The sequence below is a fragment of the Gemmobacter caeruleus genome (assembly GCF_008271655.1).
Taxonomy (GTDB): domain Bacteria; phylum Pseudomonadota; class Alphaproteobacteria; order Rhodobacterales; family Rhodobacteraceae; genus Gemmobacter; species Gemmobacter caeruleus.
Map to the genome: position 1 here is coordinate 449,727 of NZ_VKKX01000011.1, position 19,565 is coordinate 469,291.

20 protein-coding genes and 1 tRNA gene are annotated in these 19,565 nt (G+C 66.6%); 9 read left to right on the forward strand and 12 right to left on the reverse strand.

Going from position 1 to position 19,565, the window contains the following annotated elements; translation table 11 throughout:
* Positions 1 to 5 precede the first annotated feature (5 nt).
* From FOA17_RS04720 to FOA17_RS04730, 3 genes are all read right to left on the reverse strand, one after another.
* Entirely contained in the window at positions 6 to 1,190 is a 1,185-nt protein-coding gene (locus tag FOA17_RS04720; protein ID WP_149140308.1) for a toxic anion resistance protein, read from the reverse strand.
* A gap of 72 nt (positions 1,191 to 1,262) precedes the next feature.
* Positions 1,263 to 2,174 (reverse strand): 5-bromo-4-chloroindolyl phosphate hydrolysis family protein, encoded by a 912-nt coding sequence (locus FOA17_RS04725; RefSeq protein WP_149140309.1) that lies wholly within the window; start codon positions 2,172 to 2,174, stop codon positions 1,263 to 1,265.
* Between the two features lie 229 nt (positions 2,175 to 2,403).
* Positions 2,404 to 3,654, reverse strand: coding sequence for a pseudouridine synthase (locus FOA17_RS04730; RefSeq protein ID WP_149140310.1), 1,251 nt, complete (start codon positions 3,652 to 3,654; stop codon positions 2,404 to 2,406).
* Positions 3,655 to 3,795: 141 nt separating this feature from the next.
* Between FOA17_RS04730 and FOA17_RS04735 the strand changes: the two genes are divergently transcribed.
* Positions 3,796 to 4,233 carry a nucleoside deaminase gene (locus tag FOA17_RS04735; protein WP_149140311.1) on the forward strand — a complete coding sequence of 146 codons (438 nt, stop codon included), beginning with the start codon at positions 3,796 to 3,798 and terminating at the stop codon, positions 4,231 to 4,233.
* 67 nt (positions 4,234 to 4,300) lie between these two features.
* On the forward strand, positions 4,301 to 4,666 hold the full coding sequence (locus FOA17_RS04740; RefSeq protein WP_149140312.1) for a hypothetical protein: 366 nt from the start codon (positions 4,301 to 4,303) through the stop codon (positions 4,664 to 4,666).
* Positions 4,667 to 4,678: 12 nt separating this feature from the next.
* On the opposite strand, the gene FOA17_RS04745 is transcribed toward FOA17_RS04740, so the two are convergent.
* The 6 genes from FOA17_RS04745 to FOA17_RS04770 all read right to left on the reverse strand — a co-directional run bounded on the left by FOA17_RS04745 (position 4,679) and on the right by FOA17_RS04770 (position 10,243).
* Entirely contained in the window at positions 4,679 to 5,374 is a 696-nt protein-coding gene (locus tag FOA17_RS04745; RefSeq protein ID WP_149140313.1) for a metal-dependent hydrolase, read from the reverse strand.
* A gap of 113 nt (positions 5,375 to 5,487) precedes the next feature.
* Positions 5,488 to 5,562, reverse strand: a tRNA-Glu gene (locus FOA17_RS04750).
* A gap of 68 nt (positions 5,563 to 5,630) precedes the next feature.
* Complete coding sequence (recJ, locus tag FOA17_RS04755) at positions 5,631 to 7,376, reverse strand: single-stranded-DNA-specific exonuclease RecJ (RefSeq protein ID WP_149140314.1); 1,746 nt, start codon at positions 7,374 to 7,376, stop codon at positions 5,631 to 5,633.
* Positions 7,377 to 7,429: 53 nt separating this feature from the next.
* Positions 7,430 to 7,858 carry a VOC family protein gene (locus FOA17_RS04760; RefSeq protein WP_149140315.1) on the reverse strand — a complete coding sequence of 143 codons (429 nt, stop codon included), beginning with the start codon at positions 7,856 to 7,858 and terminating at the stop codon, positions 7,430 to 7,432.
* 56 nt (positions 7,859 to 7,914) lie between these two features.
* Positions 7,915 to 9,333, reverse strand: a complete 1,419-nt coding sequence (locus FOA17_RS04765) for a hypothetical protein (protein WP_149140316.1) — start codon at positions 9,331 to 9,333, stop codon at positions 7,915 to 7,917.
* Positions 9,299 to 10,243 carry a thymidylate synthase gene (locus FOA17_RS04770; RefSeq protein WP_149140317.1) on the reverse strand — a complete coding sequence of 315 codons (945 nt, stop codon included), beginning with the start codon at positions 10,241 to 10,243 and terminating at the stop codon, positions 9,299 to 9,301. Before FOA17_RS04770 ends, FOA17_RS04765 begins: the two co-directional genes overlap by 35 nt.
* Positions 10,244 to 10,486: 243 nt before the next feature.
* Between FOA17_RS04770 and thyX the strand changes: the two genes are divergently transcribed.
* The 4 genes from thyX (at position 10,487) to FOA17_RS04790 (ending at position 13,229) form a co-directional block, all read left to right on the forward strand.
* On the forward strand, positions 10,487 to 11,392 hold the full coding sequence (gene thyX, locus FOA17_RS04775) for an FAD-dependent thymidylate synthase (RefSeq protein WP_149140318.1): 906 nt from the start codon (positions 10,487 to 10,489) through the stop codon (positions 11,390 to 11,392).
* Between the two features lie 88 nt (positions 11,393 to 11,480).
* Positions 11,481 to 12,122, forward strand: coding sequence for an MT-A70 family methyltransferase (locus FOA17_RS04780; RefSeq protein ID WP_149140319.1), 642 nt, complete (start codon positions 11,481 to 11,483; stop codon positions 12,120 to 12,122).
* A 6-nt stretch (positions 12,123 to 12,128) separates the two neighbouring features.
* Positions 12,129 to 12,869 carry a BglII/BstYI family type II restriction endonuclease gene (locus FOA17_RS04785; protein WP_149140320.1) on the forward strand — a complete coding sequence of 247 codons (741 nt, stop codon included), beginning with the start codon at positions 12,129 to 12,131 and terminating at the stop codon, positions 12,867 to 12,869.
* 33 nt (positions 12,870 to 12,902) lie between these two features.
* Positions 12,903 to 13,229 carry an arsenate reductase family protein gene (locus FOA17_RS04790; protein WP_149140321.1) on the forward strand — a complete coding sequence of 109 codons (327 nt, stop codon included), beginning with the start codon at positions 12,903 to 12,905 and terminating at the stop codon, positions 13,227 to 13,229.
* A 46-nt stretch (positions 13,230 to 13,275) separates the two neighbouring features.
* Here FOA17_RS04790 and FOA17_RS04795 read toward each other — a convergent pair whose 3' ends face one another.
* A complete protein-coding gene (locus FOA17_RS04795) occupies positions 13,276 to 13,482 on the reverse strand; it encodes a cold-shock protein (RefSeq protein WP_149140322.1) in 207 nt (68 codons plus the stop codon).
* Positions 13,483 to 13,698: 216 nt separating this feature from the next.
* Positions 13,699 to 15,636 (reverse strand): threonine--tRNA ligase, encoded by a 1,938-nt coding sequence (gene thrS, locus FOA17_RS04800; protein ID WP_149140323.1) that lies wholly within the window; start codon positions 15,634 to 15,636, stop codon positions 13,699 to 13,701.
* 146 nt (positions 15,637 to 15,782) lie between these two features.
* On the opposite strand from thrS, the gene FOA17_RS04805 reads away from it, so the two are divergent.
* From FOA17_RS04805 to FOA17_RS04815, 3 genes are all read left to right on the forward strand, one after another.
* A complete protein-coding gene (locus FOA17_RS04805; protein ID WP_149140324.1) occupies positions 15,783 to 16,451 on the forward strand; it encodes a DNA-3-methyladenine glycosylase I in 669 nt (222 codons plus the stop codon).
* 45 nt (positions 16,452 to 16,496) lie between these two features.
* On the forward strand, positions 16,497 to 17,240 hold the full coding sequence (locus FOA17_RS04810) for an alpha/beta fold hydrolase (protein ID WP_149140325.1): 744 nt from the start codon (positions 16,497 to 16,499) through the stop codon (positions 17,238 to 17,240).
* Between the two features lie 254 nt (positions 17,241 to 17,494).
* The gene (locus FOA17_RS04815) at positions 17,495 to 18,193 is read left to right on the forward strand and encodes an alpha/beta fold hydrolase (protein WP_203232265.1); all 699 of its coding nucleotides are present in this window, start codon (positions 17,495 to 17,497) and stop codon (positions 18,191 to 18,193) included.
* Here FOA17_RS04815 and phaZ read toward each other — a convergent pair whose 3' ends face one another.
* Complete coding sequence (phaZ, locus tag FOA17_RS04820) at positions 18,194 to 19,465, reverse strand: polyhydroxyalkanoate depolymerase (protein ID WP_149140327.1); 1,272 nt, start codon at positions 19,463 to 19,465, stop codon at positions 18,194 to 18,196.
* Between the last annotated feature and the right edge of the window lie 100 nt (positions 19,466 to 19,565).

A 19,565-nucleotide genomic window follows, 5' to 3' on the forward strand; every position in this document is an offset into this window, starting at 1 on the left:
CCCGCTCAGACCGCCGAGCCGGTCGCGGTGCCCAGCCCATCCTTGCGCGCCTTGGCCGAGGCCAGCGTGTCGCGCAGTTCGGTTTCCATCTTTTCGAGATCGGCTTCGGCGGCGGCGCGCTTGGCCTTGCCTTCATCGGCGATGGCGAGGCTTTCATTGATCGTGGCGATCAGCGTCGCATTGGCCTGCTTCACCGCCTCGATATCGAAGACGCCGCGTTCCATCTCGGTGCGGACGACGCGGTTGGTTTCTTGCAGGTTCTTCGCGTTGGCGGTCAGCAATTCATTGGTCAGGTCATTGGCGGCCTTGATCGACTGCGCCGCCTCGCGCGAGCGCTGGATCGTCACGGCCTGGGCCAGCTGGGTTTCCCAGAGCGGGACGGTATTGACCAGCGTCGAGTTGATCTTGGTGACCAGCGACTTGTCGTTTTCCTGCACCAGCCGGATCGAGGGCAGCGATTGCATCGTGACCTGGCGGGTCAGCTTGAGGTCATGGACCCGGCGTTCCAGATCGTCGCGCGCGGCGCGCAGGTCGCGCAGTTCCTGGGCGCGCAAGACCTTTTCATCCTCGGGGGCGGCGGTGACGGCGGCCTCCAGCGCGGGGATGTCGGACTTGTCCAACTCCTGCAATTTCGCCTCGCCCGCAGCGATATAGAGCGCCAGTTCGTTGTAGAAATCCAACGTCTTGGCATAAAGCTGATCGAGCGACTTGATGTCCTTCAGGAGCGTATGGGCATGCTGGTCAAGCTGCGCGGTGACGCGGTCGATCTGGGCCTGCACTTCCTCGTATTTCGCCACGAATTTGGAATAGGGCGCGGCGCGGCCCAGCAGACGTTCCCACCAGGAGCGGTCGCGCCGCACATCCAGTTCGGAGACGGTGAAGCCCTTGAGCGTGGAGACCATGTTGCGCAGGCTGTCGCCGGCGGGGCCGACATCCTTGTTCTTCACATCGGCCAGCATGGATTGGCTGATGACCTGCAATTCGTTCTGCGCGGCCGATCCGAAAGAGATGATCGACTGGGTATTGCCCATGTCGATCTCGCCCATGCGGCGGCGGATTTCCTCGGCCTGGGGGGCGGGGGCCGCGTCCAGCGGCACGATCTCGGCGCCCGGTTCGGGCAGCACGACCGCGGTAATGGCCTGGACTTCGGCCAGGGTGGCTTCGGCGGCGGCGCGGACGGTTTCGGACATCGGCAAACTCCCTCATCATGCCTTGCGGCGCTACGGGTTACGGGCCCGGCTTAGCAGGGCGGGCGCGGCTTCTCAATCTCGGTTCGGGGGCGGGGTCTCGTATTGCAGACGTTCGCGCAGCACCTGGATCTCCACATCGAGCGCGGAGGCGTCATTGGTCAGGAGCCGGGCGGATCGGTCGGCGAAATTGGTTTCCAGATCGGCCAGCAGCGCCTCGTAATCGGTGCGGGCCTTGGGGTCGCGGTTCTGCGCGTAAAGATCGGCGAATTTCACCGTCGCGTCGCGGGCACCCATCAGGTAGACGCCCAGATATTTGCGCACCGCCGACAAGTCGCGCGGGTCATCCTCGACCCGGCGGAACAATTGGCGCGCGGCGGCGGCAAAGCGTTCGACCCGGGTTTCCAGACTGCGGTCGCGGGCGCGCAGGATCGCGTCCTTCATCGCGGCGAGATAGGCCTCGGCCTCGTCCACGGCGCGGGCGACGCGGTCGGCCTGGAAATCGTCGATCCCTTCGGCGCCCTTGTCGCGCAGCGGGTCAGGGCCGAAGGCGCCCAGATGCAGCGCCCCGCCCAGCAGGCCGAACAGCGCGGCGAAAGCCGTCGATCCGGTGGCGGCAAGGGCCCCGGTGGCGATGCCGAGGCCGGCAAGGACCGAGCCGAAGATCTTGCGCGGAAAGGCAGGGCGACGGGCGACCTTGCGCAGGGCATAGGCGGCCTCGGCCCGCAGCCCTTCGCGCGTGAGGAGAGCGGCGCCCAGCAGCAGCGCCGCGGCGCCGAGGTTCAGCACCAGCCCCCCGGCATCGGAGAAGAAGGCCTTGGCGGCAAAGATCAACGGCACGAGGAACAGGATGTTCGACCGCGCGCCGGCCGGGGCCGGGCGCTTGCTGTCATAGAGATTGGGCACGCTCTGGCCCGGGGGGGCGGCGGGGTGATCGCGCCCCACATCGCCCGTCGGGGAGTATTTGCCGCCGAACCGCTGGGCCATGGTCACATCCCCCCGCCAAAGGCGGTATACAGCGCCAAGGCGACGAACAGCACGAAGCTGAGGGTTTGCAGGGCGGATGCGGACATCGGGCCTCCGGGGCAGGGCCGGCGGGCGGCCGGGCGGGAAATGGGTCTGGCGACCCTGGTTGACTATAGGCACGGCCCGGGCGTCGTGCCAGTGCCGTGACCGGGAAAAAGCGCGCGATGCTCCCCCTTTGAACGCCTGAAAGTCAGCCGCGCCGCGACGGGCCGCGCGACCCGCCCGAGGGCGGCGTCGTGCGCGGGCCCGCGCTGCGCGGCTTGGCCGTGCCGGACCGGGCCGGGGATTTCGGGCCGGATTTGGCCTCCGGCTTGCCGGTGGCGGGCTTGCCGGCGGTGCGGGGGGCGGATTTGTCTGTGGTGGCGGGCTTGCCGCGGGCCACCGGGCCTTCGGGCCGGGCGGCGGCGGGTTTGCCGCGCGGCGGACGGGTGTCGATCGCGTCGAGATAGCGATCGGCCGAGGCCTTGAGCCGCGCGCCGGCGCTGCCCTTGCGGGCGGGGCGGTCGGCGGCGCTGTCGGCGACGCCGCGCGCGGGTTTCGCGGCAGTCGCCCGGGCGCGGGGCGCGCGGTCCTCCTCGGGGTGGATCTTGCCGCTGCGGCTGGGTTTGCGCAGCCGGTCGCCGGCGGGGGCGGGCGCGGCGCCCTCGGGGGTGTCACCATTGGGGTCAAAGCCCAGCTGGTCGCGCAGCACGCGGGGGCGGATTTCCTCGACCTGGCCCGGCTCCAGCTCATTGAGGCGGAAGGGGCCGTAGGAGATGCGGATCAGCCGGTTCACCGTCAGCCCGATGGCCGACATGGCGCGGCGGATCTCGCGGTTCTTGCCTTCGCGCAGGCCCACCGTGGCCCAGGCATTCGCGCCCTGCACCCGGTCAAGCGTGACCTGCATCGGCTGGAAACGCTCGCCCTCGACCTCGATCCCCTTGCGGAGCGGCTCGAAATCCGCGTCGGTCGGGTTGCCATGCAGCCGCACGCGATATTTGCGCAGCCAGCCGGTCGAGGGCAGTTCCAGCTTGCGCTTCAGCCCGCCGTCATTGGTCAGAAGCAGCAACCCTTCGGAATTGAGGTCAAGCCGCCCGATGGACATCACGCGCGGCATGTCGGGCGGCAGCGCGTCGAACACGGTTTCGCGGCCCTTTTCGTCGGAGGCCGACGTGACCAGCCCCTCGGGCTTGTAATAGAGCCAGACGCGGACGGGTTCCTTTTCCGCCAGCGGCTGACCGGAGACGGTGATGCGGTCCTTGTCGGTGATATTGAGCGCGGGCGAGGTGATGACGCGGCCGTTCACCTTGACCTCGCCGGCCTCGATCAGCCTTTCGGCCTCGCGGCGCGAGGCGACGCCGGCGCGCGAGAGAACCTTGGCGATGCGTTCGCCCTCGGGCGTTTTCGCCGCCGGTTGCGCCACGGGTTTGCGGGCCGCTTTGGGCTTGTCTTGTTCTGGCATGGCTTTCCCGGCATGTAGAAGGGGGATCGGGGCGGGATGCCCCGGGGGCTGTCTGCCCCCGGACCCCCGAGAGTATTTCGGCAAGGTGCAAATTACGGTCGGAACGCGGAAAGGGCAACGGTGCGCGGTTTTCGTTCATATATGGATCAGGCGCTGGACGAGGCGCGGGCGGCCGCGGCGCGGGGCGAGGTGCCGGTGGGGGCGGTGATCGTCGATGCCGGCGGGGCGGTGGTGGCCCGGGCCGGCAACCGCACGCGGGAGCTGAACGACCCGACCGCCCATGCCGAGATGCTGGCGATCCGCGCCGCCTGTGCGCGGTTGGGGCAGGAGCGGCTGACCGGGCATGACCTCTATGTCACGCTGGAGCCGTGCCCGATGTGCGCCGCGGCCATCGCGGCGGCGCGGATCGGGCGGCTGTATTACGGGGCTGCCGATCCCAAATCGGGCGGGGTGGCCGTGGGCGCGCGGGTCTTTGCGCATCCGCAATGCCATCATGTGCCCGAGGTCTATGACGGGTTGGCCGAGGCCGAGGCGGCGGCATTGCTGCGCGACTTCTTCGCAGGGCGGCGCGGGGCTTGACATCGGCCCGGGCCGGGCGTTCCCTTTTCGCAAGGGCCGTGTCCGGGCCCGTTCGCAAGGAGCCATCATGCGTGCCGTTGTCCTGGTTCTGCCCGCGCTGTTGTTACTGGGATCCTGCGGAACCCCCGAATTCCGCGCCGAACAATCGGTCTGCCGGGCGGAGTGGATGCAGAAGATCCCGCCGAAATATGTGCAGCGCATCGTGCAGCGGGTGAAATATATCGAGATCCCGACCGGGCAGGAGATCTGCAAGGGCAAGGGCGACAAGCGCATCTGTGTGCCGCAGATGCGGCTGGAGGATGTGCCCTATACCGATGTGGAGACGGTGGATCTGAACCGTGACCGGCGCGAGGTGCAGATCAAGGCCTGCACCGTCAGGGCCTGCACGGCGAAATTCGGCAACCCCGATTGCGAGGCCGCCCCCGCGGGTTGAGGCGCGCGCGCCTCAGACCTGGATCGGCACCAGCACCTCGGGTTCGATGACCTGCACCCCGGCGGGCACGCCGGCGCGCAATTCCGACGCATCCTGCGCGAGCAGCGGGAAGGTGCGGTAATGGCAGGGAATCACCATGCGGAAGTTGAAATACTTGCGCACCGCAAAGGCCGCGCGCCGCATGTCCATGGTGAAATGGCCGCCGGCCGACAGGATGCCGATATCGGGCTGGTGGTATTCGGCCATCCAGGCCATGTCAGCCATGATGTCGGTATCGCCGGAGAGGTAGATCGTGTGGCCCTCGCCCGCGATCATGAAGCCGGCCTCGCCCCCGGCATAGATCGGCCCCTGCTGGCCCTGGATCGACGAGGAATGCGCGGCGTTCACCATCGTGACCCGGGCGCCGCCCAGATCGACCGTGCCGCCCTTGTTGAAGCCGATGCCCTTTACCTCGGCATCCTCTTGCCAGAAGCTGACCATGTCATAGCTGCCCACCAGCGGGATGTCGCATTCGCGTGCGATGGACAGGGCGCTGCCGGTATGGTCGCCATGGCCATGGGTCAGCAGGACATGGGTCGCGCCGCGCAGTGCCTCGGCGCGGCGGGTCTCGGGGAACATCGGGTTGCCGTCGAGCCAGGGATCGACCAGCAGGACCGCCTGTTCGATCTCGATCCGAAAGCCGGAATGGCCGAGCCAGATGATGTTCATGCGGTGCCCCTTTTCTGCGCCTCTGCTGCACAGGCAGGGTAAGCCGCTGGCCCGGTTTGCAAAAGCGCAAATTCGCCGCCATGGGGCGCGTCGAGGAAAGTCCTGTGGGAATGTGGCAGCCCGTAGGGGAGTCGAACCCCTCTTTTCAGGTTGAAAACCTGACGTCCTAACCGATAGACGAACGGGCCACGCTGGGTGAGGCGGTGTTTAGCCGGGCGGCGCGGGGGCTGCAAGAGGAAAAATGAAGGCGCGCATGTCAGGCGCGCGCCGCGTCTTCGAGGCGCAATTGCACGCGGTTGCGGCCGCCATAGCTGTTGATCTCCAGCTTGCCGGCCAGGTGGAAGCGCTGATGGCCGGGATTGTCGAGCGCCGGGCCAAGCGGGCCGTCAAAGGCGCCAAAGGCCACGGCCTCAAGCCGCGCGCCCATGCCGTCGCCAAAGCTGAGTCGCAGGTGGTTTTCGCCGATGCGCCGCGCCTGCACCGCGCAATCGGCAAAGGCAAAGCGCGGGGCGGGGGCGGCGGCGCCAAAGGGGCCGGCCGATTCGATCTGTTCGACCAGATCGAGCGTGGCGGCCCCCGGGGCCAGAAGGCTGGTCAGCGCCAGATCGGCCGGGCCTTGCGTGCCGGCGCCTTGCCGGGCGAGCAGGGCGCCCAGACGCTCCATCGCCGGTTCAAGCTGGTCCTGCGCCACGGTAAGGCCCGCGGCCATCTTGTGCCCGCCGCCCTTGATCAGCAGCCCCTCGGACGCCACGCGCTGCACGGCGGCGCCCAGATCGACGCCGGTGACCGACCGGGCCGACCCCTTGCCGATGCCCTTGTCCAGCCCGATCACCACGGCGGGGCGGTTGGTCGCCTCTTTCAGCCGGGCGGCGACGATGCCGACCACGCCGGGATGCCAGCCTTCGCCGGCGGCCCAGACCAGCGGGCCATCAAGGCCCCGCGCCTCAGCCTGGGCCAGAGCGGCGGCGCGCACGGCGGCCTCGATCTCGCGCCGTTCGGTATTGAGCTGATCGAGCCGTTCCGCCAGCGCGGCGGCCTCGGCCGGGTCATCGGTGGCGAGCAGCCGCGCGCCCAGATCGGCCTGGCCGATGCGCCCGCCGGCATTCACCCGCGGCCCCAGCAGAAAGCCAAGCGCATAGGGCGTGGGTGCGTTGTCCATCCGCGCCACATCGGCCAGCGCGCAAAGGCCCGGCCGGTCGCGCCGCGCCATGACGCGCAGGCCCTGACGCACGAAGGCGCGGTTCACGCCGATCAGCGGCGCGACATCGGCCACCGTGGCCAGCGCGACCAGATCGAGCAGCGCCATCAGATCGGGGCCCTGATGCCCCTCGGTGCGCAGGCGGCGGTTGGCCTCGACCAGCAGCAGGAACACGACCGAGGCGGCGCAGAGATGGGCGAGGCTGCCATCCTCGTCCTGGCGGTTGGGGTTCACCACGGCCAGGGCGGGGGGCAGGGTCTCGCCGCCCAGATGGTGATCCAGCACCACGACATCGGCGCCCTTGGCGGCGGCGATCGGGCCATGGCTGAGCGTGCCGCAATCGACGCAGATGATCAGGTCATGGCGCGCGGCCAGCGCCTGCATCGCCGGTTCGTTGGGGCCATAGCCCTCGTCGATGCGGTCAGGGATATAGAGGGTGGCGGGCCGGCCAAGCGCGCGCAGCCAGACCAGCAGCAGCGCCGCCGAGGCGCCGCCATCCACATCGTAATCGGCAAAGATCGCGATGCGTTCGCGCCCCGCGACCGCCTGCAACAGCCGTGCCGCTGCCGGGGCCATGTCGCGCAGCGTCAGCGGATCGGGCAAGAGATCGCGCAGCGCCGGGGCAAGGAACCCTGCCGCATCGGCAGGGGTCACGCCGCGCGCCACCAGCACCTGACACAGTGCCGGCGGCAGGCGGGTCTGTTGCGCCATGGCCTCGGCCAGGCGCAGCGCCTCGGGGGCGGGGCCGATCCAGCGCCGCCCGGTCAGCGACGCCGTGACATTCAAGAAAGCACGATCCTGCATCTGCCTGTCCTGCCGTGGCGCCGCCGCAATGGCAAGCGCTTCTGTGCCGGCGCCTACCAGTGGCCGGTATTGGGCATCGAGGCCCAGGGCTCGGCCGGGGGCAGCGATTCGCCCTTTTGCAGCAGTTCGATCGACACATTGTCGGGCGAGCGCACAAAGGCCATATGCCCGTCGCGCGGCGGACGGTTGATCACCACGCCCTGCGCCTGAAGTGCCGCGCAAGTGGCATAGATATCGTCCACCGCATAGGCGAGATGGCCGAAATGCCGGCTGTCGGCGGGCAGGCCGCTGTCGCCATCCCAGTTATGGGTCAGCTCGACCGGGCATTCGGGCTGGCCGGGGGGCGCCATGAAGACCAGGGTGAAGCGGCCCTTGTCATTGTCGATGCGCCGCGTTTCCTCCAGCCCCAGCAGGCGGTAAAAGGCCATGGATTTTTCCAGGTCCAGCACGCGGACCATGGTGTGCAGGTAGCGGATGGTCATCTCGGGTCTCCTTCCTTGTCGGCCCAACATAGGGCCGTGCAGCACGGATACCAATGTCAGAACCGCGATTGCAGCCCCAGAAGCACCCCGGTCGTCACCGTGTCAAAGCGCGAGATATTGCTGTCGTTGCGGCTGGCGCGCAGGGTCAGTTGCGGCGAAAAGCCGGCCCAGCTGACCTCGCGCGCGACCAGCGTCACCTCGCCAAAGATCGAACGGTCCTGCCGGCCGCCCGGCGGGGTGATGATGCCGACGCGGTAATCGGGATAGGTGGCAAAGCTCGCGCCGATGGCGCCGCTGATGTCAAAGGGGCCGATGCCCGAGGCGGGGGTAAAGCTCAGCTGCGCATAGCCGCCATGGCGGGCGCGTTGCAGGCTGACGCTCTGCACCTCATAGGCGGCGAGCGACAGGCCCAGCCGCGCCCCGCTTTCCAGCCGATGCTGCGCCGAGAGCGACAGGCGCGGAATGCGCTGCACCGGCGCGCCGCTTTGCGCGCCCTGTTCCACCGCCCATTCGGCACCGAATTGCAGCCGCGTGCGGTTGCCCGCCATCATGGCCCGGCTGACCGACAGGCTGGCCGATCGCGTGCCGCTGCCGCCATCGTCGCCCAGCCCCAGCGTCAGGCCGAAATCCCAGCTGCCGCGCCCGTCGGCGTCGATGCGCTGATGATCGAGGCCGATTTCCAGATCGCTTTCCGCCAGATCGCCATTGGTCAGCAGCACCGCCTGGCGCCGGGCGGCGCGGGTCAGGCGCACGCGCTCCAGATCAAGGCCGAAGGTCAAGCGGGTTTCGCTGCGCGCGCCGCGCGCCAGCCGCCAGGACAGGTCGGCGCCCAGTTGCGCCACCACCCCGGCCAGTGCCTGCGCGTCACCGTTCAGCATCCCCACCTCGGGGCGGCCGTCGATGATGTTGAAGGCGCTGTCGGCGCCGCCATTCACATTGTCCGACGGGCTGACGGAAAAGCGCAGCCGCGCCTCCCAGGGGGAACGGTCGCGCACCGCGTTCAGCGCGGCCACCGTCTCGCGCCGCTCGGCGGTGGTGGGGCTGGCATCGCCCGCCTGCCGCAGCCAGTAGCGCAGCGCGATCCCGCGCTCCTCGCGGGCGGCGACGACGGCGGCAAGCTTTGCGGCCTCATGCTTTTGCCGGGGGCTGCGGGCGGCGCCATAGGCGGCGCGGGCGGCCTGCCGGGCCGCGGGCAGATCGCCGCGCGCCAGTGCGACCATGGCCAGCACCTGCCGCGCCAGCGGGTCAGACCCATCGACCAGCAGCAGACGCTGGGCCAGCGCCTGCGCATCATCCAGCGCGCCGGCCTGCACGGCGGCCACGGCGGCGGCGCGCACGGTTTCGACCGGCAGGCGCACATCCTCGGCCCGCAGGGGCGCGGCGGCCAGAAGCAGCGCTGCGGCGAGGGCGGCCAGCCGCCCCGCGCCCTGACGCGACCCGTTACTTGGGTTCGACCGCGTCACAGATCGCCGCATCGCCCTTTTGCCCGCATTGCGTCAGCACGAAGACGCCGTGTTCTTCCTCGAGATCGGCATCGTCAAGGAACTGGTCCAGATGCACGAGCCCGGCGACGCTGGACGAATCCTTGCCGCCGAAGATCCCGCCATAACTGCCCGAGATCTGGTCCTGATTCTGGTTCACCGCAGCGGTCTCACCCTCGAAGGTGCCCTGATCGGTGATTTCGGTCGGGACCAGGATCACGTCATTGAGCGCGATGCGCCCGTCCACGATCACGCGGTTGTAGATCTTGCCGTTGATCGCGTTGTCGGTGAAATCGGCGTTCAGGAAGATGTCGCCGCGCACGCGCGCGGGCTGGCTGGGCAGGATCGCCGGATCGGTGCCGACCGGCACGGGCAGCACATCGGGATTGCCCGGCGCATCAAGGTTTTGCAGCGCGACATATTTGCCGGCATAGCTGACAAGCCCGGTGCCCTTGTCGGCCGAGGTGACCGGCGGGCGGTCGAAATTGCCGTCGCGTTCGTAGTAGCCGCCGCCATAGTAATGCGAGAACTGCCCGCCATCGGCGGCGGTGACGGCGCGGGTCTTGCCGTCTTTCGATTGCGCGGTCAGCGCGACGAACATGCGGTCAAGCGGGTCTTCCTGCATCTTGAAGGCCTTGTAGCCTGCAAGGTCGAGTTTCTTGTAACGCTTGTAGGTCACCATCTTGGGCGAGGAATCCAGCGTGACCGCCAGTTTCAGCTCGTCCTTGCTGGCGTCATAGGCCGCGGCGCTGACGCTGGCCGCCAGCGCTTCGGGCACCGCCACGCTGTCGGTGCCGCCATCGGTGCCCCCGTCGGTGCCGCCATCCGTTCCGTCCGTCGGAAAGGGATTGCCGCCGCATGCAGCCAGCAGCAGCAGCGCCGCAATCGTCACTCTCGCATCCATGATCTCGCCCGCTCTTGCCTTTGTCGTGTTGCGACAAATGTCCCTGCAACCGCCCCTCAAGTCAATGTGAGGCGTGCAGTTTCGTGTCCGGCGTGGCCTCTGTGCCGCGCGCGGGGTTTGGGCCGGCAACGCACCCCCGTATCTGGAGATCTGCGGCTTTTCGCCCCCTATATATGGCCTTGGCGTTTCATGCCGGGGCAAGCCGGGTTATAGTGCCGTGATTCTGATCAAGGACACGCCCCCATGCCGCTGACGCCCGAACAGCTTGCCGAAATCGAAGATCTGCGCGCGACGCCGCGCCCCACGCTGCGGGCGGTCTCCGAAGGGGCAGAGGCGCATCTCTATCGCGCGCATGAAGTGCTGGATCACGGCTTTGTCCGGGTGATCGACTATATGGGCAATGATGCCGCCATCGTGCAGGCGGCGCGGGTCAGCTATGGCGCGGGCACGAAGAAGGTGAACGATGACAGCGGCCTGATCCGCTATCTGATGCGGCACTGGCATTCGACCCCGTTCGAGATGTGCGAGTTGAAGCTGCATGTGAAGCTGCCGATCTTTGTCGCGCGGCAATGGATCCGCCACCGCACCGCCAATGTGAACGAATACAGCGCGCGCTATTCGATCATGGACCGCGAATTCTACATCCCGCAGCCCGAACATCTGGCGGCGCAATCGACCGTGAACAATCAGGGCCGCGGCGCGGTGCTGGCCGGGGCCGAGGCCGCGCGGGTGCTGGAGATCCTGAAATCCGACGCGGCGCGCAGCTATGACCATTACGAGGAAATGCTCAGCCAGGACGGCCAGCAGGGCCTGGCGCGCGAACTGGCGCGGATGAACCTGCCCGCCAATATCTATACGCAATGGTATTGGAAGGTCGATCTGCACAACCTGTTCCATTTCCTGCGCCTGCGTGCCGATGCCCATGCGCAATACGAAATCCGCGTCTATGCCGAGGCGATAGCCCGCGTGGTCGCCGATTGGGTGCCGGTGGCCTTTGCCGCCTTCGAGGATTACCGCATGGGCGGCGCCACGCTGTCGGGCAAGGCCGTGGCGGTGCTGAAACGCCGCCTTGCCGGCGAGGTGGTCGGGCAAGAGGACAGCGGCATGAGCAAGGGCGAATGGCGCGAGTTCACCGAGGTCTGGGGCTGATCCCGCTTGCAGAGGCGATTTGCCGCGCGATAACCTTTCACTGGCATCCTTTGGCGCAGCGGGCGCTCCGAACCACAAAAGGCACAGCATGTTCGACCAGTTGAACGGCCAGAAATTCGGAACGATCATGGCCGACCCGCCCTGGCAGTTCCAGAACAAGACCGGCAAGGTCGCCCCCGAACACAAGCGGCTGAACCGCTATGTGACCATGACGCTGGATGACATCTGCGCCATGCCGGTGGCCGATCTGGCCGACGATCCGGCGCATCTTTACCTCTGGGTGCCCAATGCGCTGCTGCCTGACGGGTTGCGGGTGATGGCGGCCTGGGGCTTTACCTACAAATCCAACCTGATCTGGCAGAAGATCCGCAAGGATGGCGGGCCAGACGGGCGCGGCGTCGGTTTCTATTTCCGCAATGTGACCGAGATCCTGCTGTTCGGCACCCGCGGCAAGAACGCCCGCACCCTGGCCCCGGGCCGGTCGCAGGTGAATTTCCTGGAGGCGGAGGAGCCGGACGGCGATCTGCTCAAGACCCGCAAGCGCGAACATTCGCGCAAGCCGGATGAGCAATATGGCATCATCGAATCCTGCTCTTTCGGCCCCTATCTCGAACTGTTCGCGCGGGGGGAACGGCCGGGCTGGTCGGTCTGGGGCAATCAGGCCGATGACAGTTATGAACCGACCTGGAAGACCTACAAATACAATTCCAGCCTCAGCGCGGCGGAATGAGCTGCCATGGCGCAGGACGAGGGTGACGCGCCCGCGCGGCTGGATGACGTTTCCGCCGGCCGCAATGCCGACCGCGCCGAGACGCTGGCCCCGCTGCTGCCGGCCGACCTTCTGGCGCGGTATGAGGTGTTTTCCTACCGCAATGCGGCGGGCATCCTGAAGCACAGCTTTCCCGCGCAATATGACGATCTGGTCAGCGCGCTGCGCCAGCTGCGCATCACGCGGCGCCAGATCCGCACACCCGGCGGCAGCAAATCCGAGATCGCGAAATATATCGACACGCTGTTTGACGCGGAGTGGCGCGAGACCCGGATCGCGGCGGATCTGCATGTCCGGCTGATGTCGCCCAAGGGCGACGCCACCTTTTCCAGCTATACCCGCGAAGGCTATCTGGATGGGCACCGGATTGATTTCGTGAAAGGCCGCGTCGCGCTGGATCTGGAATGGAACAGCAAGGACCAGACCTATGACCGCGATCTCTATGCCTTTTCGGCGTTCTATGAGGCCGGGGCGATTGATGTGGGCATCATCATCACGCGGGGCACTGCGATGAATACCGATTTCTTTCGCGGCCTTGGCAAGGTTCTGGCCAAGGATGGCAGCGAAGGTGCCGGCGATGTCCACAAGAAATATGGCGCCTCGACGACCTGGATGGGCAAGCTGCTCTATCGGCTGGATGCCGGGCGCAATGGCGGCTGCCCGGTGCTGGCGATCGGCATCACCCCGCATTGTGTGGCCGCGGACTGACCGCGCCGCGGACCTGGCTGAAAGGAGCCCTCGATGATCCTCTATGGCATCCCGACCTGTGACACCTGCAAGAAGGCGCTCAAGGCCCTTGAGGGGGCAGGGCGCCGCGTTGAATTTCGCGATATCCGCAAGACCCCGCTGACCGAGGCCGAAATCGCCCGGCTGGTCGCCGAATTCGGCGGGGGGCTGATCAACAAATCCTCCACCACCTATCGGTCTTTCTCGGATTTCCTCAGGGAATCAGAGCCTGAGGCGCAGATCGCGGCCCAGCCCACGGTGATGAAACGCCCGGTGATCGAGGCCGACGGCCAATTCTGGCTGGGCTGGGACGAGGCGGTGCAAACGGCGCTGCTGGCATGAAAACGGCCCCCGAAAAGGGGGCCGCTTCACGCATTTCCGCCCGGGTTCAGAGCAGTTTCAGATCGCTGGCCGAGGACCGGCCATCGCGGCCCGATTGCAGCTCGAACGCGATTTTCTGATTGTCGTTCAAGCCTTTGAGGCCGGCGCGTTCCACCGCCGAGATATGAACGAACACATCCTTGCCGCCATCATCGGGGGCAATGAAACCATAACCCTTGGTGGCGTTGAACCATTTCACGGTGCCGGTCGGCATGCCGCTTCTCCTTTGTCAGCCATCCCGGGGCGTAATTGCCGCGGGCCGTGCAGCCAGGTCTTCCACTTCTCAGGCTGCCTGTCGGCAGGAGGCGGTCGAAAGTCTGTCGTCACGCAGGAAATGATGCCATGGCTTTTGAAAAACGCAATAAAATTTGGTTGGGCGGCCCGGGATGCGCCCGGAACCGCCCAGTCAGAACCTCATCGCGGTCGATGCTCAGGGCATTTCCGCCGCACGGCCCAGCTCGGCCAGAATGGCCTCGAGCGAGGCAGTTTCGGTGCGCTGTTCGCCCAGACGCCGGACCGAAACCGTGCGCTCCTCGACCTCTTTCATGCCGATGGCCAGAATGACCGGCACCTTGCCGACCGAATGTTCGCGGACCTTGTAGTTGATCTTCTCGTTCCGCGTATCCGCCTCGGCGCGGATGCCCGCGGTCTTCAGCGCCGCGACCACCTCATGCACATAGGCGTCGGCATCCGAGACGATGGAGGCCACGACCACCTGACGCGGCGCCAGCCAGAATGGCAGTTTGCCCGCGTAGTTCTCGATCAGGATGCCGATGAACCGCTCGAACGAGCCCAGAACGGCGCGGTGCAGCATGACGGGGCGGTGTTTCGCGCCATCTTCGCCGACATATTCCGCATCCAGCCGCACTGGCAGGTTGAAATCGGCCTGGAAGGTGCCGCATTGCCATTCGCGCCCGATCGCGTCGGTCAGCTTGAAGTCCAGCTTCGGCCCGTAGAACGCCCCGTCGCCGGGGTTGATCTCATAGGGCAGGCCAAGCCCCTTGATCGCCTTTTCCAGGGCGCTTTCGGCCTTGTCCCAGATCTCGTCGCTGCCCACACGCACATCGGGGCGGGTCGAAAGCTTGATGTCGAACTTCTCGAACCCCAGGTCGCGGTAGACCGAGGACAGCAGCCCGATGAAACCCGCGCATTCCGCCTCGATCTGGTCCTCGGTGCAGAAGATATGCGCGTCGTCCTGCGTGAAGCCGCGCACCCGCATCAGCCCGTGCATGGAGCCGGAGCTTTCATAGCGGTGGCACGACCCGAATTCCGCCAGACGCAGCGGCAGGTCGCGATAGGATTTCAGGCCCTGATTATAGACCTGCACATGGCAGGGGCAGTTCATGGGCTTCAGCGCGTTGATGCGCTTTTCCTTGGCGCCTTCCTCGTCCACCTCCACGATGAACATGTTCTCGCGATAGGCTTCCCAATGGCCGGATTTCTCCCACAGCACGCGGTCAACCACTTGCGGCGTCTTGATTTCCTTGTAATCCGCCGCGCGCAGCCGCTTGCGCATGTAATCTTCCAGTGTGCGATAGACCGTCCAGCCGTTCGGGTGCCAGAAGATCATCCCCGGCGCTTCTTCCTGAAGGTGGAACAGATCCATCTCGCGGCCCAGCTTGCGGTGGTCGCGTTTGGCGGCCTCCTCCAGCATGGTCAGATGCGCCTTGAGATCGTCGCGGTTGCGGAAGGCCACGCCGTAGATGCGTTGGAGCATCGGGCGCGAGGCATCGCCCAGCCAGTAGGCCCCGGCGACATGGGTCAGCTTGAAGGCATCGGCCGGCACCTGGCCGGTATGTTGCAGATGCGGGCCCCGGCACAGATCCTGCCAGTCGCCATGCCAGTACATGCGGATGTCCTGCCCCTCGGGGATCCGGTCCAGAAGTTCGAGTTTGAAAGGTTCGCCGCGACCGCGATAGTATTCGACGGCGCGCGCACGTTCCCAAAGTTCGGTTTTGACAGGTTCGCGGGCGTTGATGATCTGCTTCATCCGCGCCTCGATCTGGCCGAGATCCTCGGGCGTGAAGGGTTCGGCCCGGTCGAAATCGTAGAACCAGCCATAGTCGCGCACCGGGCCGATGGTGACCTTCACATCGGGCCAGATCTCCTGCACGGCGCGGGCCATGATATGCGCGAGGTCGTGGCGGATCAGTTCCAGTCCCTGTGCCTCGTCCTGCATCGTGTGGATGGCGATGGTGGCATCGGCCGGGATCGGCCATTGCAGATCCCAATGCGCGCCGTTCACCGTCGCGCTGATCGCCTTTTTCGCAAGGCTGGTCGAAATGGCGGCGGCCACTTCGGCGGGCGTGACGCCGGCCGCGAAATCGCGCTTGTTGCCATCGGGGAATGTCAGGGAAATCTGGCTCATGGCCATCCTCCTCGTCGGTTTGGCGCCCACGGAACGCCCGGTTGCGGGTATGTGGCGCGGTTTTGCGCCTTGCGCGGGGCGGCGTCAAGTCTTGTTCGGGCGCCGGCCTTCTGCCACGCTGCCGGGGGGTGACGACGGAGACAGGGATGCGCAGCTTCGACGAGATTCTGGCGATTGCCGCCGCCCGCAAGGGCAGCACTGAAGCGGTGCTGGCCGGCGCCATGCCGGTGAAACCGGCGGCAGAGCTGGCCGCCATTCCCGGGGATCGCTGGCTTGCCACCATGGCGCGGGGCATCTTTCAGGCGGGCATCAGCTGGACGGTGGTCGATGCCAAATGGCCGGGCATCGAAGAGGCTTTTGGCGGCTTCGATGTGGGGCGGGTGTCGATGATGGATGATGACTGGTTCGACGCGCTGCTGGGGGATAGCCGGGTCATCCGCAGCGGGCCAAAGATCGCGGCGATCCGGGACAATGCCGCCTTCATCCGCCGGGTCGATGAAAGCGAGGGCGGCTTCGCCCGCCGCATCGCCGACTGGCCGGCTGAGGATTATGTCGGCCTGCTGGACTGGCTGACGAAGAACGGCAGCCGGCTGGGCGGCAATACCGGCGCCTATATGCTGCGCTGGCTGGGGAAAGAGAGCTTCATCCTGTCGCAAGACGTGGTGGCGCGGCTGGTGGCGGAGGGCGTGGTGGATGCGGCGCCGAAGTCGAAGAAGGCCCTGCTGCCGGTGCAGGCGGCCTTCAACCAATGGCGCGCCGAAAGCGGGCGCAGTTTCAACGAGATCGGCCGCGTTCTGGCGCAGAGCATCGGTTGAGCCGCGCCGCGCGGCTCTGCTATGACACGGGCAAAGGAGAATGCCATGCCCGAGTTTCTGACCACGCCGCAAGGACGCCGCATCGCCTATCACCGCACGGCAGGAAAGGGGCCGGGGGTGGTATTCCTTGGCGGGTTCAAATCCGACATGACCGGCACCAAGGCCCTGCATCTGCAAGCCTGGGCCGAGGCGCAGGGCCGCGCCTTCCTGCGGTTTGACTATTCCGGCCATGGCCAGTCGTCAGGCGATTTTCTGGATGGCTGCATCGGTGACTGGGCCGCGGATGCGATGGCGGCGGTGGCCGGCCTGACCGAGGGGCCGCAGATCCTCGTCGGCTCCTCCATGGGGGGCTGGATGGCGCTGCTGGTCGCACGGGCGATGCCCGAACGGGTGGCCGGGCTGGTCGGCATCGCCGCCGCGCCGGATTTCACCGAGGATCTGATGTGGCAGGGTTTCACCGAGGCCGAGCGCGCGGCAGTGATGGCCGGGCGGTTGGAGCAGCCCTCGGAATATTCCGATGAGCCTTACATCATCACCCGCAAGCTGATCGAGGACGGACGACGCCATCTGGTGCTGCGCGACCCGCTGCCGCTGCGCTTTCCGGTGCGGCTGTTGCAGGGCACGGCGGATGTGGACGTGCCGCCCGCCGTGGCGCTGCGGCTGCTGAACCATGCCGATAGCCCGGATCTGGTGCTGACGCTGGTCAAGGGTGCCGATCACCGCTTTTCGACGCCGGATTGCCTGGACCGCATGACCCGGGCGATCGAGGAAATTTTGCCGGGCTTGTGAATTTGCGGTAATTTTGGAACTTTCGGAGCGCGACAATTGCCGCTGATTTTCGACGAAAATCAGTGCGTTCTGCCCGGATCTTCATCTTTGGTCCCTTTGGTCGAATTGCCGAAATCCGATACTGTGGTGCAAAAGCCGATCCGGCGCGCGGTGCGGTTGCCGCCACTGGTCTCGGCCGCGCGGGGGCTGTAGGATGGCGGAAAATGACCCGCGGGCGCCGACCTTCGGGCAGAGGCATGAGAGACAGAATCACCATGACGGAGCCGGTCATCCTGCTGCCTGGGCTGATGTGTGACGCCCGGCTTTGGGCGCATCAGTTGCTGCATCTGAGCCAACATCGCCCGGTCATGGTCATGCAGCCGACCGGCGCGAGCGCCACCGACATGGCGGCCAGCCTGCTGGACCAGGCGCCGTCGCGTTTCGCGCTGGTGGGGCTGGGGCTGGGGGGCACCATCGCGCTGGAGGTGCTGCGCCGCGGGCTGGACCGTGTCAGCCGCATCGCGCTTTTGTCCACCGACCCCTTGCCCGAGGCGCCGCAGGTTGCCGCCGCGCGCGAGGCGCGGATGGTTGCGGCGCGGGCCGGGCGGCTTTGGCAGGCGCTGGCCGAGGAATATCCGCCGGCCGACATGGCCAACCCCGAAGGCACGACCGCGCGGCTGCGCGAAATGGCGGAGTTTCTGGGCGAGGGGGTGTTCCTGGCGCAATCGCGCGCCATGCAGCGCCGGCCCGATCAGCAAAAGACCCTGCGTCGCGCCATGCTGCCGGCGCTGATCATGGGCGGCGGGAGCGATACGCTGGTGCCGCCGCGCCGGCATGAATTCGTGGCCAAGATGATGCCCTTTGGCCGGATGAAGATCCTGGAGGGCGCGGGCCATCTCTTGCCGCTGGAGGCGCCGGAGGCGGTGACGGCCGCGCTGGAAACCTTCCTGCGCGGCCCGATGCTTCTGGTCTGATCAGTTCGACGAGGCGAGCTTGATCGGCGCCTTGCCGGGCTTGCCCGAATTGGCGTCGATGAAGTTCAGCACCAGCGGGCGGATGTTCAGGCGCCAGGATTTGCCGGCGAAGATGCCGTAATGGCCGGCGCCCGGCTCCAGATGGCTGGCCTTCTTGCTGTCGGGCAGGTTGGTCAGCAGCTTGAGCGCGGCAAGGCATTGGCCGGGGGCCGAGATATCGTCCTTTTCGCCCTCGACGATCTTGACCGCGACGCTGGTGATTGCGCCCATATCCACCTTCTTGCCGGCCACGACGAATTCGTTGCGGGCAATCTCGCGGTTCTTGAAGATGCGCTCCACGGTGGAGAGGTAGAATTCGGCGGTCATGTCCATGACGGCCAGATATTCGTCATAAAAGCGGTTATGCGCGTCATGGTCGCCCGCCTCACCCCGCGCGACGCGCAGGATCTGTTCCTGGAACGCCTTGCCGTGGCGTTCGGCATTCATCGACATGAAGCCGGCAAGTTGCAGCAGACCCGGATAGACCAGCCGCCCGGCGCCCTTGTATTTGAAGCCGACGCGCTGGATCGCCATATGTTCCAGCTGGCCCATGGTGACGCGGCGGCCGAAATCGGTGACCTCGGTCGCGGCGGCGTCGGGATCGACCGGCCCCCCCATCAGGGTGAGCGAGCGCGGCTGCGCCTCGGGGTCTTCGGCGGCCAGATAGGCGGTCGCGGCAAGCGTCAGCGGCACCGGCTGGCACACGGCAACGACATGGGTGTCGGGGCCGAGATGGCGCATGAAATCGACGAGGTAGAGAACGTAATCCTCCACGTCGAACTTGCCGGCGGAAACCGGAATGTCGCGGGCATTGTGCCAGTCGGTCACATAGACATCGGCATCGGGCAGCAGCGACGCAACAGTCGGGCGCAGCAGCGTGGCGTAATGCCCCGACATCGGCGTCACCACGAGGATCTGGCGCGCCATCTTTTCGCGGCGCCGGACCGAGAAATGGATCAGGTTGCCGAAATCCTTTTCCACCACCGGCTTGATGTCCACCAGGTGATCGGTGCCATCGGGGCCGACGATGGAGCGGATGCCCCAGTCGGGTTTGGTGACCATGCGGGAGAAGGTGCGTTCGGTCACCTCGCCCCAGGCGGCGGTCAGCTGGAAGATCGGGTTGGCAGCCAGGGCGAAGACCGGGTAGGAAGCCATCGCCCGCGCGGTGGCGCCAAGCCACTCATTCGTGTTGCGGGCAGTTTCCATAACGTCATAAGTCGCCATATACTTCATACACGTCTCCTTGCCCGCCGGGCCGTGGCTTTGCCTCGGTTCCGGGTGGGTGGCCGGAGGGAGGAGGCGAATGCTGCATGTGCGAAATAGATTAGGGGGG

Bases quoted from the DNA above. Each gene is read 5' to 3' on its own strand.
- thyX (WP_149140318.1), top strand. From the start codon at position 10,487: ATGCCGCTGACGCCCGAACAGCTTGCCGAAATCGAAGATCTGCGCGCG.
- FOA17_RS04790 (WP_149140321.1), top strand. From the start codon at position 12,903: ATGATCCTCTATGGCATCCCGACCTGTGACACCTGCAAGAAGGCGCTC.
- FOA17_RS04730 (WP_149140310.1), bottom strand. From the start codon at position 3,654: ATGCCAGAACAAGACAAGCCCAAAGCGGCCCGCAAACCCGTGGCGCAA.
- FOA17_RS04760 (WP_149140315.1), bottom strand. From the start codon at position 7,858: ATGACCATCCGCTACCTGCACACCATGGTCCGCGTGCTGGACCTGGAA.
- FOA17_RS04745 (WP_149140313.1), bottom strand. From the start codon at position 5,374: ATGAACATCATCTGGCTCGGCCATTCCGGCTTTCGGATCGAGATCGAA.
- FOA17_RS04765 (WP_149140316.1), bottom strand. From the start codon at position 9,333: ATGCGGCGATCTGTGACGCGGTCGAACCCAAGTAACGGGTCGCGTCAG.
- FOA17_RS04815 (WP_203232265.1), top strand. From the start codon at position 17,495: ATGACGGAGCCGGTCATCCTGCTGCCTGGGCTGATGTGTGACGCCCGG.
- FOA17_RS04770 (WP_149140317.1), bottom strand. From the start codon at position 10,243: ATGGATGCGAGAGTGACGATTGCGGCGCTGCTGCTGCTGGCTGCATGC.
- FOA17_RS04725 (WP_149140309.1), bottom strand. From the start codon at position 2,174: ATGGCCCAGCGGTTCGGCGGCAAATACTCCCCGACGGGCGATGTGGGG.
- FOA17_RS04805 (WP_149140324.1), top strand. From the start codon at position 15,783: ATGCGCAGCTTCGACGAGATTCTGGCGATTGCCGCCGCCCGCAAGGGC.
- FOA17_RS04785 (WP_149140320.1), top strand. From the start codon at position 12,129: ATGGCGCAGGACGAGGGTGACGCGCCCGCGCGGCTGGATGACGTTTCC.
- FOA17_RS04780 (WP_149140319.1), top strand. From the start codon at position 11,481: ATGTTCGACCAGTTGAACGGCCAGAAATTCGGAACGATCATGGCCGAC.
- FOA17_RS04795 (WP_149140322.1), bottom strand. From the start codon at position 13,482: ATGCCGACCGGCACCGTGAAATGGTTCAACGCCACCAAGGGTTATGGT.
- FOA17_RS04735 (WP_149140311.1), top strand. From the start codon at position 3,796: ATGGATCAGGCGCTGGACGAGGCGCGGGCGGCCGCGGCGCGGGGCGAG.
- FOA17_RS04720 (WP_149140308.1), bottom strand. From the start codon at position 1,190: ATGTCCGAAACCGTCCGCGCCGCCGCCGAAGCCACCCTGGCCGAAGTC.
- recJ (WP_149140314.1), bottom strand. From the start codon at position 7,376: ATGCAGGATCGTGCTTTCTTGAATGTCACGGCGTCGCTGACCGGGCGG.
- phaZ (WP_149140327.1), bottom strand. From the start codon at position 19,465: ATGAAGTATATGGCGACTTATGACGTTATGGAAACTGCCCGCAACACG.
- FOA17_RS04810 (WP_149140325.1), top strand. From the start codon at position 16,497: ATGCCCGAGTTTCTGACCACGCCGCAAGGACGCCGCATCGCCTATCAC.
- FOA17_RS04740 (WP_149140312.1), top strand. From the start codon at position 4,301: ATGCGTGCCGTTGTCCTGGTTCTGCCCGCGCTGTTGTTACTGGGATCC.
- thrS (WP_149140323.1), bottom strand. From the start codon at position 15,636: ATGAGCCAGATTTCCCTGACATTCCCCGATGGCAACAAGCGCGATTTC.